Annotated in this window: 14 protein-coding genes; 1 reads left to right on the forward strand and 13 read right to left on the reverse strand. The window is 49.0% G+C overall.

Annotated elements, in window-relative coordinates; translation table 11 throughout:
• From phnL to ACRRSY_RS06850, 13 genes are all read right to left on the reverse strand, one after another.
• Positions 1-702, reverse strand: coding sequence for a phosphonate C-P lyase system protein PhnL (phnL, locus tag ACRRSY_RS06790; protein ID WP_432458963.1), 702 nt, complete (start codon positions 700-702; stop codon positions 1-3).
• A 22-nt stretch (positions 703-724) separates the two neighbouring features.
• A complete protein-coding gene (gene phnK, locus ACRRSY_RS06795; protein ID WP_432464650.1) occupies positions 725-1,579 on the reverse strand; it encodes a phosphonate C-P lyase system protein PhnK in 855 nt (284 codons plus the stop codon).
• Positions 1,572-2,462: an alpha-D-ribose 1-methylphosphonate 5-phosphate C-P-lyase PhnJ gene (locus ACRRSY_RS06800; protein WP_432453942.1), complete on the reverse strand. Its 891-nt coding sequence runs from the start codon at positions 2,460-2,462 to the stop codon at positions 1,572-1,574. The genes phnK and ACRRSY_RS06800 overlap by 8 nt, the downstream gene beginning before the upstream one ends.
• A complete protein-coding gene (locus tag ACRRSY_RS06805) occupies positions 2,449-3,585 on the reverse strand; it encodes a carbon-phosphorus lyase complex subunit PhnI (RefSeq protein WP_432458965.1) in 1,137 nt (378 codons plus the stop codon). Before ACRRSY_RS06805 ends, ACRRSY_RS06800 begins: the two co-directional genes overlap by 14 nt.
• Positions 3,585-4,178 (reverse strand): phosphonate C-P lyase system protein PhnH, encoded by a 594-nt coding sequence (phnH, locus tag ACRRSY_RS06810; RefSeq protein ID WP_432464652.1) that lies wholly within the window; start codon positions 4,176-4,178, stop codon positions 3,585-3,587. The genes ACRRSY_RS06805 and phnH overlap by 1 nt, the downstream gene beginning before the upstream one ends.
• Positions 4,178-4,642 carry a phosphonate C-P lyase system protein PhnG gene (gene phnG, locus ACRRSY_RS06815; RefSeq protein ID WP_432458967.1) on the reverse strand — a complete coding sequence of 155 codons (465 nt, stop codon included), beginning with the start codon at positions 4,640-4,642 and terminating at the stop codon, positions 4,178-4,180. Before phnG ends, phnH begins: the two co-directional genes overlap by 1 nt.
• On the reverse strand, positions 4,639-5,337 hold the full coding sequence (gene phnF, locus ACRRSY_RS06820) for a phosphonate metabolism transcriptional regulator PhnF (RefSeq protein ID WP_432458968.1): 699 nt from the start codon (positions 5,335-5,337) through the stop codon (positions 4,639-4,641). Before phnF ends, phnG begins: the two co-directional genes overlap by 4 nt.
• Positions 5,338-5,349: 12 nt before the next feature.
• Entirely contained in the window at positions 5,350-6,138 is a 789-nt protein-coding gene (phnE, locus tag ACRRSY_RS06825; RefSeq protein WP_432464653.1) for a phosphonate ABC transporter, permease protein PhnE, read from the reverse strand.
• A 68-nt stretch (positions 6,139-6,206) separates the two neighbouring features.
• Entirely contained in the window at positions 6,207-7,214 is a 1,008-nt protein-coding gene (phnD, locus tag ACRRSY_RS06830; RefSeq protein ID WP_432453936.1) for a phosphonate ABC transporter substrate-binding protein, read from the reverse strand.
• Positions 7,215-7,239: 25 nt separating this feature from the next.
• Positions 7,240-8,064, reverse strand: coding sequence for a phosphonate ABC transporter ATP-binding protein (phnC, locus tag ACRRSY_RS06835; protein WP_432453935.1), 825 nt, complete (start codon positions 8,062-8,064; stop codon positions 7,240-7,242).
• A 521-nt stretch (positions 8,065-8,585) separates the two neighbouring features.
• Positions 8,586-9,452: a PhzF family phenazine biosynthesis protein gene (locus ACRRSY_RS06840; RefSeq protein WP_432458972.1), complete on the reverse strand. Its 867-nt coding sequence runs from the start codon at positions 9,450-9,452 to the stop codon at positions 8,586-8,588.
• A 720-nt stretch (positions 9,453-10,172) separates the two neighbouring features.
• Complete coding sequence (gene yidA, locus ACRRSY_RS06845; RefSeq protein ID WP_432453933.1) at positions 10,173-10,997, reverse strand: sugar-phosphatase; 825 nt, start codon at positions 10,995-10,997, stop codon at positions 10,173-10,175.
• 252 nt (positions 10,998-11,249) lie between these two features.
• Complete coding sequence (locus ACRRSY_RS06850; protein WP_432464655.1) at positions 11,250-11,861, reverse strand: cysteine hydrolase family protein; 612 nt, start codon at positions 11,859-11,861, stop codon at positions 11,250-11,252.
• 354 nt (positions 11,862-12,215) lie between these two features.
• On the opposite strand from ACRRSY_RS06850, the gene ACRRSY_RS06855 reads away from it, so the two are divergent.
• Positions 12,216-13,073: a LysR family transcriptional regulator gene (locus ACRRSY_RS06855; protein ID WP_432453931.1), complete on the forward strand. Its 858-nt coding sequence runs from the start codon at positions 12,216-12,218 to the stop codon at positions 13,071-13,073.
• Positions 13,074-13,131 lie beyond the last annotated feature (58 nt).

The raw sequence follows: 13,131 nt of genomic DNA on the forward strand, positions 1-13,131 counted from the left end.
TTATCCTGCTAACGAAGGGCTGGTTTGCATTGGGTGTAGGCGGTCGGCGACGAGGTCGCGAACCCAGTTGTCGTGAAAGATACCAACGATGGCTGCCCCACGTTGTTTGGCGGCTAAGATCAATGTCACCACTTGTTGGGCATTCACTTTATCTAGCGAGGCGGTGGGTTCATCGAGTAATAAAATTGGATAGTCGAGGGCAAAGCCGCGGGCAATATTGACCCGCTGCTGTTCACCGCCAGAGAACGTTGCTGGGGCTAAGTGCCATAGTCGTTCGGGGACATTCAATTGGCTTAATAGGGTTTGTGCCTTGGAGCGGGCCAATGATTCACTGATGCCATTCTCGAGCATGGGCTGCATGACGATATTCAGAGCCGAGAGGCGAGGGATCACCCGTAAAAATTGACTGACCCAGCCAATGGTATGGCGGCGCAATTCGATGATTTGGCGCGGTTGGGCTTGCGCCATATCTAACCAGTGTTCACCTTGGCGGATCAGTAATTGGCCTTGGTCAACCTGATAGTTGCCGTATAGCGAACGCAGCAGACTGGATTTTCCTGAGCCAGAGCTACCGTTAAGAACTAAACATTCACCGCCATATATTTCCAGATTTTGCTGGCATAGTACCGGTAGGCGAGCCGCACCTTGGTTATGTAACACAAAGGTTTTATCGATGTTTTTGGCTATCATAAGCGCTTGCATGGTGACTCCTCAATGGCGCGCATTATTGTTGAAGAACCGAAGACACTAACAATTGGGTATATGGATGGCGTGGATCATCCAGTACTCGATCGCTTAAGCCACTTTCCACCACTTGACCTTGCTTCATCACCATGATCCGATGGGCTAATAAGCGGGCCACTGCTAAATCATGGGTGACAATCACCACCGCTAGCTGCAGTTCGGTGACTAAGTTGCGAATTAAATCGAGCAAGCGGGCTTGCACCGAAACATCTAAGCCGCCGGTGGGTTCATCCATAAACACTAATTTAGGATGGGTCACTAAGTTACGGGCTATTTGCAGCCGTTGCTGCATGCCGCCAGAAAACGTTAGCGGTTGGTCGTCAATACGGCTGGGATCGATCTCTACTGCTTTGAGCCAGCAAATGGCTTGCTCGCGGATCTGTGCATAGTTACGCCAGCCGACCTCCATTAGACGCTCACCAATGTTTCCGCCTGCGGAGACTCGTGGCCGCAAGCCATCCATAGGGTGTTGGTGCACAATGCCAAAATTGGCGCGGATTAAACGCCGGCGTTCGGCTTCGCTAATATGATATAAGCTGGCCCACTGTTGGGTATTGTTGCGATAATTGACCTGACCACTTTGGGGCGTTAAACGACCCGACAGGCTCTTGAGTAGGGTCGTTTTACCGGAGCCTGATTCGCCGACAATCGCTAATACTTCGCCCGGATACAGTTCTAAATCGAGCGCCTCAAAGCCCTTCTCTGGGGCGTAGAGCATGCTTAAGTTATGAGCGGTGAGTAATGGGCTGACTTCGCTCTGAAGCGAGTTTTGTGGGGCTGTTGGTGCCGATTGAGGCTGCCAATGTTGCTCCAACTGGCTGGCTAATTTATTCATCTTGGGCTCCTTCGCTAGCCGCTTGTTGTTTTTGGCAGAAGTCGGTGTCGGAGCAAATAAATACTCGCTGGCCTTGGTCATCAACCAATACTTCGTCTAGAAAGGTATTGCTATTCCCACAGATGCTGCAGGGTTGCTCCCAATGTTGAATGGAAAAGGGATGATCTTCGAAGTCGAGGCTACGCACTTTGGTGTAGGGTGGAATGCAGTAAATACGTTTTTCTCGCCCGGCACCAAAAATCATTAAGGCTGGCGACAGATTGAGTTTTGGGTTATCAAACTTAGGGATCGGTGAGGGATCCATTAAGTAGCGGTCATGGACCATGACCGGGTAAGCGTAGCTGGTGGCTATGTAGCCATAGTTCACAATATCTTCGTAGAGCTTGACTTGCATTGACCCGTATTCTTCGAGAGCGTGCATTTTTTTGGTTTCGGTTTCGCGCGGTTCGATAAACCGCAAGGGTTCGGGGATCGGCACCTGAAACACCAAAATTTGTGCATTACTGAGGGTTTGTTCGGGAATGCGATGCCGGGTTTGGATTACGCTGGCTTGCTCGGTTTGTTCGGTGGTGGTTATGCCACACACCTTGGCAAAAAACTGCCGGATTGAAACCGCGTTAGTGGTGTCATCGGCGCCTTGGTCAATCACCTTGAGCACATCTGTCTGGCCCAAAATTGATGCACTAAGCATGATTCCTCCGGTTCCCCAACCATAGGGCATCGGCATTTCTCGGCCACCAAAAGGTACTTGATAACCGGGGATAGCAACTCCTTTGAGGATGGCTCGGCGGATCATCCGTTTGGTTTGTTCGTCTAAATAGGCAAAGTTATATTGCTGGTCATCGTCAGTGATAGCCGCGGTGTGTTGACTAAAGCGGGTCATACTGGCTCTCCTGTTGCTGGCGCATTTTACGTAACAATTCTAATTCAGACTGAAAATCGACGTAGTGAGGTAGTTTTAAATGAGAGACAAAGCCTGCCGCTTCCACGTTGTCGGCGTGGGCCAGTACAAACTCTTCATCTTGCGCCGGACTGGTCACTGGTTCGTCATAGCGTTGTGCTTGCAGGGCGCGGTCAAGTAAGGCGACAGCCATGGCTTTGCGTTCACTAAAACCAAAAGCTAAGCCGTAGCCGCGAGTGAAATGAGGACCTTGCGCCTGCTCAGCCACAAAGCCATTGATCATCTCGCATTCGGTCAGGACGATACTGCCAATATCAATGTTAAACCCTAGCTCTTCTGGACAGATCTGCAGATTTACCTCACCGCTGCGAATTTCTCCGGCAAACGGGTGGTTACGGCCGTATCCTCGTTGGGTCGAGTAGGCCAGTGATAATAAGAAGCCCTCATCACCGCGGCTCAATTGTTGTAGGCGCGCAGCACGAGAACAGGGATAGCTTATCGCTTGTTGGCTGAGGTCGGCGGGCTCTTCTCCGCGGTCGACTTCTGGTATTGCCAGACCTTGTTGTTCCAGTAAGGCAAATACTCGGCTAAAGTTTTGAGCTTCTGCTGGGGGGGAGTCTTGCTGTAAATTCTGCTGCTCAGCAGTTTTTGGTGCGGGCTTATCGGTGCCTGACTCGGGGGGGCTCGGCGGGTGTCCTTCGGCGAGCAGACTAAAGTCGAGTAGGCGATGACTATAGTCATAGCTTGGTCCGAGTTGCTGCCCGCCGGGCAGATCTTTATAGCTGGCTGAGATCCGCCGCTGAACCCGCATTTGGTCAGTATCTAAGGGCTCACATATCGCTAATGAGGGAAGGGTGGTTCGGTAGGCGCGTAGCAGGAAGATGGCTTCAATTTGATCGCCGCTGGCTTGCTTAATCGCCAGCGCGGCCAGCTCTGGATCAAACACCCCTCCTTCGGTCATGACTCGCTCGACCGCTAGACTCAATTGTTGGCTGATTTGGGCGACGCTTAGCTCGGCAACGTCCGTATGACCTCGGCGACGTTGCGCTTGTAGCCGATGTGCTGCGGCAATGGCTTTTTCGCCTCCTTTTACTGCGACATACATTAGATACGCTCCAGTTGGGTAGTGCGACTGATAGCCAGCAAGGATTGTTGATGACAGAAGACAAACTCCAAGCCGAGTGGGTAGTGGTGGCTGGGTTTGGATAGGTAGTCAAGCAGGCTTGCTCCAAGCTCGCCAAACTGTCGGATGATGGGGTGCTGAATGCCCGGTCCACTTAAGCGAAAGCGTGGACCGCTGTCTAAATCTTCAGTTTGCACCAGCAGCATTGCACTGTGCTCCGGACTCATGTCACTGCCGGCTTTGCACTGCATCAGATCAATGGTTTGGGTGCTGTTGATGACCACAAAATCGGCTTGCTGGAGAGTCGTTCTTTGAACACCGTTATGAAACGCCAAGTTTGCCACCGCGTGTGCTAAGTCAGTCGGTTTGGCTAATTCGGGACTGAGGTATAGGCCAGTATGTTGATCACACAGGCTCATAATGACTTGGCTGGCGGCAGGATTTAGTGGCGCAAAACCGCGGTGTTTATTAAGCGAGACCCGGCTACCCGGTTCACTGAAAGCTTTAAGGATTTGCCGAAAACAGTGTTGAGCATGGTGGACGGGTTGCGCAAAACCAGTTTCTATTTGCAGCATTAGTCTTCTCCCCGAACGACAGTGAAAAAATCGACCTTCGATTGAGCCGCTTGTTCGGCGACTTGTTGCCTCGCCAACTGTTGTAGCTCTGCGAGAGGTTGAATAATCGCTTCTTGTAATACCGGTGCGGTGGATGCTTGCTGTAACAGTGCATCGATTAGCGCCGATAGCAGCGCATGTTGTTTCGCGCGTCCCCGTAAGTAGCTATAACCGGTGGTGCCATCGACTAAACGCACCGCTGCCCGAGTAATGGTGGTCTCTGCCAAATTGAAACGCTCGCCATTGCCTCCCACTCGACCTTGAATCTTTGCCAAGCCAATTTCGGGTTGTCGGATCACTTCACAGGGCGGGTCTAGTTTGAGTTTTCTCCAGCGTTGTTCTAGCTCGGAAAAGGGGGCGTTAGCGAGTATTGCCATCCAGTGTTGGCGAGCAGTTTGTTGTGGGGAAGGCGTGGTGTGACTCATGATGCATGCTCCAAGCTGAGTTCAACTAACTCGGCTCTAATGTGGGAAATTGAAAACTCGAAGGGTTGCTGTTGTTGGTCGATATTGACGGTTTGTAAGCGGAGTAGCGGTTTACTGGGATCAATTTGTAGGCAGGCGCAGTCTTCATTATTAGGAAGTTGCGCGCCAATCACCGTGTGTTTACGGCGTAAATTGATGGCGCAGTGCTGGGCCAAAAAGTGATGTAATGAACCCTGTTGGTAGCGGCCGAGTTGGCTTTCGTGTTCACCCAAACGCAGGTGATGAAATACGATACTGATTGGGATCTGGTCGATAAAGCGCAAGGTTTTGAGTTGAATTATCGGGCTGGCTAGCGCAATCTCTAAATTATTTGCCACCTGTTGGTTAGCGTTACTACGGATGCAACTAAGCAGCCGACTATTGGGCTTTGCTCCGGCATTGAGCAGGTTATCGGTGAATTTTGCCCCCGAATGCAGCGGATAACGCACTGGCTGACTGAGTACCAGCACGCCTTTGCCCTGTTGGCGCAGCAACCAACCTTTTAGCACCAATTGGTCAATGGCGCGGCGCAGTGTATGCCGATTGACTTGATAGCGTTCCGCTAAGCGTTGCTCGGGGGGAAGGTATTGGCCTGCCTGATAAGCACTGCTAATTTCTTTTTCGAGGCTGAGAGCAATTTCTTGATAGCGCGGCATGAGCAGACTCGACTAAATAAACAGTTTACGGATCCGTTGGGAAACAAAATCCAACAGGCTTACTGTGACCACGATGATCAGCATTACCGCGCAGGTTTGAGGAAACATAAAGCCACGAATGCTCTCCCATAAGATCACACCGATGCCGCCCGCACCCACCATGCCCACGACTGTGGCCGATCGCACATTAGACTCGAAGCGATACAAGGAGAAGGAGATCCATAGTGGGAGCACTTGTGGGATCACGCCATAAACAATTTCTTCGAGTTTATTGGCACCAGTGGCGCGCACCCCTTCTACTTGGCCTGGATCAATCGCTTCAACGGCTTCCGAGAACAGCTTGGCTAACACGCCGGTGGTGTGAATGAATAATGCCATTACGCCAGCAAAGGGGCCCAAGCCCACAGTCACCACAAACAACATGGCAAAAACCATTTCGTTAATCGCTCGGGCGGCATCCATTAGCCGACGCATGGCTAGACAAACCGATGTTGGGACCATGTTTTCGGCGCACATTAAACCGAAGGGCACTGCTAAAATGATTGAGAACAGGGTGCCCCAAATGGCGATATGTAGGGTAATCAGCATTTCTTCGAGGTAGTAGCTGAGGTCACTAAAATCGGGCGGAAAGAAGTCACTGGCTAGCTCGGCCATATTGCCCGCGTCGTTATATAGCTTCATTGGTGCAATTTCAGCACCTTGCCAGCTCCAGCTGAGGCCTGCCAGCAGTAGGGCCCAAATTGACAAGGTAAGCCAAGACGGGCGCGCGGATTGATCGGTGAGCATCGCATCGAGTTTCATAAGCTTTCTCAAGATGTCTAGATAAGTTGCTGAAAGAGAAGCTGAGCCGAAGCTCAGCTTACAAGAGCCTATTGCGCCATTGCGGTAATCGCGTTTTGCTGGCGACTTAAATCGGCGAGTTGGGCGTCGATCACCGATAGTTCGGCGGCTTTTTCAGCTTTTGACAATTTGCTGTCATGCTCAAGCTTGAGGCGGTTTTTGAACAACACCAATTGGCGGATGGGTAATAGTTGCAAGTCGCTAGAGGCTTTGAAAGGAGCCCACTGTAATGATCTGAGTACCGCGAGTTGTTTAGCATCACCCGATTTGCCGTAGTTCATGAAGAAGCTGTAAACTTTATCTTTAACGCTTTCGGGAAGGTTTTTTCGCCAAACGATGGGGTCTGATGGGATCAGTGGTGATTTCCAAATCACTTTTAATTGGGCAAACTTGTCGGGAGCGGTGACCTTCAAGCGGTCCATGTTTTCGGTATTTCCGGTGGCAACGTCAACTTGTTTTGCGGCGGCAGCTAAAGCGTTGGCTTCGTGGCCCGAATTCATGCTGCGTTTAAAATCTGCGACCGAAATGTTGTGTTCGGCAAAGACGTAGTAGGAGGGGACTAAGAAGCCAGAGGTGGAATTGGGATCGCCGTTGCCGAAGGTGAGTTCACTACGATGAGCAATCACATCTTCTAAGTTATTCAAGGGGCTGTCTTTATGAGTGACTAAGACACTCCAGTAACCAGGGTTGCCGGTCACGTCGACGGTTTGCGCAAAAATTTCACCACCGGCACGGTCTACCGCTTCCATGGCTGATTTATTGCCGTACCAGGCTACGTCGACTTTATCAAACCGCATACCTTGAATGATACCAGCGTAATCAGGCGCAAAAAATGCCTTTATTTTATAGCCAGTTTGTTGCTCCATGGCCTCTAGAAACGGGGTCCATGTAGTTTTTAAATTTTGCTGAGATTCGGTAGAAATGATCCCAAAATTGATAGTGTCCTGCGCTTTGTCAGCCGCTGACACGAGGGGGGAACCGAACGTTGCTGCGAGCATTGCGCTTGCAAAGGCGGTCTGCTTAATAAACTGTAACATGCCATCTATCTCCTTCATTTATGGATTAGGCCATCTGTGGCCATGGTTGTGGTACTGCGAGATCTTGTGCTTCGGTATTGCTGGGATCCAAGCTTGAGCCATACAAGGCTGCCAAGCTGGCTTCTGTTAAATTTTGGCTTGGGCCGTCGTAAAAAATTTCGCCACGTTTTAAGGCGACAACTCTCGGGCAATAGCGTTTGGCGTAGTCAACCTGGTGTAAGGTCACCACCACCGCGATGCCTTCCTGTTGGTTAATATCGGTGAGGATTTCCATCACGATTCGTGATGATTCTGGGTCTAATGAGGCGATGGGCTCATCGGCTAAAATAATCTTGGCTTGCTGCATCAAGGCGCGGGCAATTGCCACTCGCTGTTGCTGACCACCAGAAAGCGTCGAAACGCGTTGTTGGGCAAACTGCTCCAGACCGACACGTTTTAGCGCGACTAAAGCCTGTTGCTTTTGTGACGAGGTAAAACGCCCGCTGAGGCTGCGCCAAAGTGGGGTCGCACTAAGCGCTCCAATTAATACGTTGTGTAATACACTTAGGCGAGAGACCAGATTAAACTGCTGAAAGATGTAACCAGTTTGGCTACGGCTTTGCCGTACGGTTTTACAAAATTTACCATTCCGTTGCACTGGGGTGCCTAGAACTTCGATGTAACCCTGACTATTTTTATCGCTGGTGATTAAGCCATTGAGGTGACGTAGTAATGTCGATTTCCCTGAGCCAGAGGGACCAAGCAGGGCGACCATTTCACCTTGCTCAACACTCAGGTTAATATTCTGCAAAGCATGATTCGTCGCAAAGTGCTTATGGAGCTGTTTTACGGCGATGACTTGTTTGCTCATGACACAATCTCGTAGTTGGTTTGAGCATAAGTTAATCAACGAATGTGACAGTTAGCTTATCTAGACATGTCACTTGGGTGACGTATTTATGGCAATTGAGTGACTAAAAAAACATCAATGCGTTGCGAAGGTGGCGATACCCGTCTTGTAAAGAGTAGGGGGACATGCTTTGTAAACAAAGTGTGGCGGGAATGGCGGAAATCTAAAACCGATCCCATCAATGGATGCCGAGATGTCAATGATTGCGCGGTGTTTGCCGCGAGCTGAAGGCCAATGCCAGAGCGGTCATCAAGCTGAATCCCCGCTTTCGTTCAGCAACCAATATCCTCATTCTAATGTGTGACATCGCTTTGCTGGGGGAGGCCGCGGCCTCTCAAACTAAGCCCTTGCACCGCAAGCCCAAAATGAAATCAAACCGAAAATACTAAGCCTGGGCCTATTGCTTTGCTGGCCCCTATTGACGCTACTGAGTTGCAACAGAGTATTGTGGAGGCGGAGGCTAAATACCTTCGGTTACTCGATTATACGGAGATTTGCTGTTGTCCAATCTGTTGCGCAAAACCACCCACCATCACTTTAGAGATATCTAATTGCTGGCGCTCGATTGAAGCCGTAATGATTGAAACACAGTTCATGACTCTACCTTGTTCAAAAGTAAAGTGATCGCTATGTTCATCGCGAAGATGTTTGGTTAAGTAACAGGCTAATGCACCACTAGCACTGCCCGTGGCGGATTCTTCTGGTATCCCAAATAAAGGCGCAAAATTACGACAACTCGCCGTTAGTTTGCTTGCTTTTTCGCACAGTTCAAAAGCATGCAGACCAACGAGATCATATTTTTTACAGAACTCACTGAGTAAATGTTGATTGACCTGAATTCTATCTAGATATCCCAATGGCACAGGAACGATAAGATCGTGTAAGCCGGTTGAAACGACCTCGATGGGTAGTTGAGTTGTTTCTAGAATGTTTACGTCAATTCCAATCAACTCTGAGACCTCCTGATAAGCAAATTCCTCGCGATATTCAGGTAGCTTCTGCTCCATCACTATATGACCATTCGATTCTATTGTCACCGTGAGTAAGCCTGCTTTTGTCCTCTGAACATATTGCCCCTCAGTGATGACTCCTTTTTGATGCATGATTGAGAATGCAGCTAAAGTTGCGTGTCCACAGAAATCAACTTCACCCGTTATAGTGAAAAAAGACAATTCAAAGTCGACTTCGTCATCTTGAGAAACAAAGGCCGTTTCTGAATAGCCAACGGCTTGCGCTATTTCTAGCTTTTCTTGATTCGACAGTTTATCGGCGTGCAATACTACGCCGGCAGGATTTCCTCCGCGTCCATTGGCCGTAAAGGCGTTAACCAAAAAAGCTTCAACATTCATAACTATTTGTGTCTCCGTATAAGATCTTACCCGTCATCTGTTTTTTTTGCGCAGTGCTGTTTTGCAGTCAAGTGGCAAAACGCAGCGCAGCAAAAAGGGATCGATTGATAAACTATTGTACGTCCGGTATGGCATGAAGAAATGAGCGGAAAGTCCTTTTTAGGACGTTCACCGCTTGCTCTCAGTTTGAGAATTAAACGCTAAGGAGTCTTGAATGGCAAGGGCATTCTCTTCATCTGTGGATATTTCGGCGGGCGGCATTTCTTATAAATATCGAGCCCAAATGCTGCGCTATTGCGTCAGGTTTGAGATTAAAACGCATTAAAAATTGAAACAAATTCTTTAATTATTATGTTCATGCTTAAGGAGTACTTTGAATCGCGCGAATAACTGCCTGATGAGGCTATTCCCGTATTACAACTAGGCTGTTTTTCAGCTCTTCGTTGCTGAATACCTTCACTCTGCATTATAGGTGTCTCAGCAAGATAGCCCCTAAATTGATTGCTAAGTACTATGAAGGTGGATGAATCGTGGCCACAAGGCATTGCAATCATATTGCATCTCATGGTTGGCGAGCCGCTTTGGTGTTTTTCTTTATTGGTGAAAACCTCGTAAAGATAGTGAATCATGATACAAGCTTTCAACGCTCTAACAAACCTTGGGCAGGTATGCACTAGTGGCTACCTGCCCAGCTCATTTTGAATACAGCTAATCGCGGTCTTAGGCGCTTAGACTCTGCGCGGTGAGTACATGTTGCTCGATGGCCACCGCAACACCATCGTTTAAATTGCTGGGCGCGATGTAGTCGGCAATGGCTTTGATATCGTCATCGGCATTGCCCATGGCAACGGCTAATCCGGCAAATTGCAGCATGTGACGATCGTTATCAGCGTCTCCGGCGCACATGACTTGCTTCGCATCTAGATCGAGTAGTGTTGCGAGATGAGCCACCCCGACCCCTTTGTTACTGTCTCGGTGTAAAAACTCAAGAAAATGTGGGGCGCTACGAACCACAGTGTATTGCTGACGTAATTCGGAAGGCAAATTTGCAATGGCTTGGTCTAGAACCGTTTGCTCTGCCACAAACATGATCTTGGTTAAGGCTTCGTCATCGATTAAGTCTGCAAAGTCGACCTGGTTCACTTCGATACCATTAATTGACGATTCAAGATTGGTCCATGGGTTGTGCTGTGGGGTGATTAATCCTTGGCGAGTAGAGAAAGCATGCATAAATACACCGAGTTTTTGAGCAATCGCGGTGAGCGCTTTTGCATCACTCCCTGTTAATGATGTGGTGTGCAGAACCTCACCATTGCCTACTCTCTGAACTAAAGAACCGTTGTATGAAATCACAAAGTCTTCGTTGCTGGTTAAGCCAAGTTGCTCTAAGTAGGGCTGGATCCCTGCTAGAGGACGTCCAGAGGCTAAAACAACTTTAGCGCCTGCTTGTTTGGCAGCTTGAATCGCCTGATAAGTACGTGGGGTGATTTTTTTCTCGTCATTGAGAAGCGTGCCATCCATATCTAGGGCGATAAGTTTAATCATATTTCGGCAGACCTTTAGTGAGTGTAATCGACAGACAGCTTGCATAGCTAAGGGCTAATACTGTCTAGGAGGGGGCAATTCTACACAAAATGGTGGATGATGTCTTAGTTTGTATTGCCTCTAGATGAGGGAGCGGTGGCTGTAGTCAAATGTTTATATTCAAATGATATTTAGTTAAATAGCCGCCCGTGCGAGGACTTGAACTCAGGGTTTTAAGTCCTCGCGTAGGCAGAGCTCGACCAAGTGATGACTTTATTCCGCAGCCTGCATCAGCAGCTGTAAGCTTTGTATTTTGGCATAACGGTCGCCTAGGGCTGCCATCGCCACTTGGTGGACCGTGTTTGCGGGTAAGCTTTGTCCATCTGCAGCACTCAAGGCTCGGGTGGCACAGGCATCGGCACAAATAAAGTTACTGTAGCCGAGTTCTAGCGCGGCAATGGTTGTAGCCGTGACGCACATATGGCTCATCAAGCCCGCGATAATCAGTTGGTTACGTCCGCTTTGCTTTAGCTGTGCTTGTAGTTCTGTGTGATAAAAACTATTGGGTAGACTTTTGATGATCACGGTTTCGCCCGCGAGCGGACGCAGCGAGTGGATCACCGCCGCTTGTTCACTTAGGGGGTTAAAGACAGCTGCATTGACGGTGGCGTGATGCAGTACATGAAAGATCGGCATTGCCTGTTGCCGCGCATAATTGAGTAACTTGGTCGCTTGAGAAATCGCCGCTTGTCCAGCACTGCCTAGCGCTAACTTACCGGTGATATATTCCTGTTGAAAATCGATGAGCAGCAACGCGCTTTGTGAACGATCAAATGGCGTGGGTGTCGCACCTGCGATGGAGAGTAGAGTGGTCGGTTTTGGCATGCGAATCTCTTTAGTGATGGGTGAGTAGGGCTTTAGCTTAAGCGAAGTAGGTTGAGAGGTAAGCGAGCAATTCTGCTCAAGGCCTATGCAAAATTAATCGTTGACTTGAAGCAGGGTCTAGCATGAGCGTATTTATCGAATGTTAAGTGGAGGGGAGTCAGGTTGCGCAAGCAAGATAGGCTTTAAAGCATTTCTAGTGGGCGGTGGGCTTGCAATTGCGCTCGATTGCTTTGTACACTTGGCTTGAACCTCAAAAGGATATGGCGTAAGCATACTTGCAGCCCTTAATTTTGTAGGCTTTCCAAGTTGATGAACTCGAGTACCGCATACTCAAGTCGTGGCGGTAGAATAAATATGAATGGAATGAACTGGGACGATTTACGATTCTTCACGGCTTTGGTTGAATGTGGCACCGCGACGGCGGCTGCGAAGCGTTTGCAGGTGAATTATGCGACGGTGTCGCGGCGTATTGAACGCCTTGAAGATGCCTTGCAGCAGCGTCTGTTTGAGCGTCGTCAAGAGGGATTTATTGCAACCGTAGAAGGCCAATTACTTTATCAAAAAAGCTGCCAGATCCGTGACGACATCGACAGCCTAGCGCCGCACTTTGGTGTGGCAGCCCAGCAGCAAAAGAGCATTGTTTTATCGATGGTGCCCGCTCTAGCCGAATACCTTGTTCTGCCTCACTTAAGCCAGTTACAGGGTCAATTTCCAGATTTAAAACTGGAAATTGAGTTATCCAATCGTAATGTGAGCATTCCCAAAAAAGAGGCTGACATTGCGCTGCGTTTAAGCCTTCCTGAGAGTGGTGATTATCTCTGTAAGAAGATTGGAATGCTGAATTATTGTTTATGCGGTAACGCTCAATGGTTGGATAAACTGAAACAAGCCGAACCGGTGAATGTTATTAGTTATGGCCCAAGTTTAAGCCATTTACCTGAGGCGGAATATTTGTTGAGACGCTTTGGTGTCGCGGCGATCAGATTGCAGACTAATTCGCTTACCAGCCAGCGTATCGCGGCCGAACATGGTTATGGTATTGCTTTATTACCCAGCTGTTGTCTAGTTGGCAGCAATTTATTGCAGCTTCCTTTGTCTGAGCCCTTGCAGCGTGAGGTATGGATGCTTACTTCTCGGCAAAGCAGCCAAATGAGAGCGACTCGCAGGATCATCCGTGAATTAGAAAGCATGTTTGGCTCGTTTCCCTCGTGAGACGTCCTTGGATTTATTTTAAACCTTAGACGAGATGAGAATCTTGTCGTATCAAATT

Source organism: Agarivorans sp. QJM3NY_33, assembly GCF_050870865.2.
GTDB lineage: Bacteria > Pseudomonadota > Gammaproteobacteria > Enterobacterales > Celerinatantimonadaceae > Agarivorans.

What these genes read in the sequence shown, in the direction of transcription:
- phnL (WP_432458963.1), bottom strand. Translation starts at nt 702, where the DNA reads ATGCAAGCGCTTATGATAGCCAAAAACATCGATAAAACCTTTGTGTTA.
- phnK (WP_432464650.1), bottom strand. Translation starts at nt 1,579, where the DNA reads ATGAATAAATTAGCCAGCCAGTTGGAGCAACATTGGCAGCCTCAATCG.
- ACRRSY_RS06800 (WP_432453942.1), bottom strand. Translation starts at nt 2,462, where the DNA reads ATGACCCGCTTTAGTCAACACACCGCGGCTATCACTGACGATGACCAG.
- ACRRSY_RS06805 (WP_432458965.1), bottom strand. Translation starts at nt 3,585, where the DNA reads ATGTATGTCGCAGTAAAAGGAGGCGAAAAAGCCATTGCCGCAGCACAT.
- phnH (WP_432464652.1), bottom strand. Translation starts at nt 4,178, where the DNA reads ATGCTGCAAATAGAAACTGGTTTTGCGCAACCCGTCCACCATGCTCAA.
- phnG (WP_432458967.1), bottom strand. Translation starts at nt 4,642, where the DNA reads ATGAGTCACACCACGCCTTCCCCACAACAAACTGCTCGCCAACACTGG.
- phnF (WP_432458968.1), bottom strand. Translation starts at nt 5,337, where the DNA reads ATGCCGCGCTATCAAGAAATTGCTCTCAGCCTCGAAAAAGAAATTAGC.
- phnE (WP_432464653.1), bottom strand. Translation starts at nt 6,138, where the DNA reads ATGAAACTCGATGCGATGCTCACCGATCAATCCGCGCGCCCGTCTTGG.
- phnD (WP_432453936.1), bottom strand. Translation starts at nt 7,214, where the DNA reads ATGTTACAGTTTATTAAGCAGACCGCCTTTGCAAGCGCAATGCTCGCA.
- phnC (WP_432453935.1), bottom strand. Translation starts at nt 8,064, where the DNA reads ATGAGCAAACAAGTCATCGCCGTAAAACAGCTCCATAAGCACTTTGCG.
- ACRRSY_RS06840 (WP_432458972.1), bottom strand. Translation starts at nt 9,452, where the DNA reads ATGAATGTTGAAGCTTTTTTGGTTAACGCCTTTACGGCCAATGGACGC.
- yidA (WP_432453933.1), bottom strand. Translation starts at nt 10,997, where the DNA reads ATGATTAAACTTATCGCCCTAGATATGGATGGCACGCTTCTCAATGAC.
- ACRRSY_RS06850 (WP_432464655.1), bottom strand. Translation starts at nt 11,861, where the DNA reads ATGCCAAAACCGACCACTCTACTCTCCATCGCAGGTGCGACACCCACG.
- ACRRSY_RS06855 (WP_432453931.1), top strand. Translation starts at nt 12,216, where the DNA reads ATGAATGGAATGAACTGGGACGATTTACGATTCTTCACGGCTTTGGTT.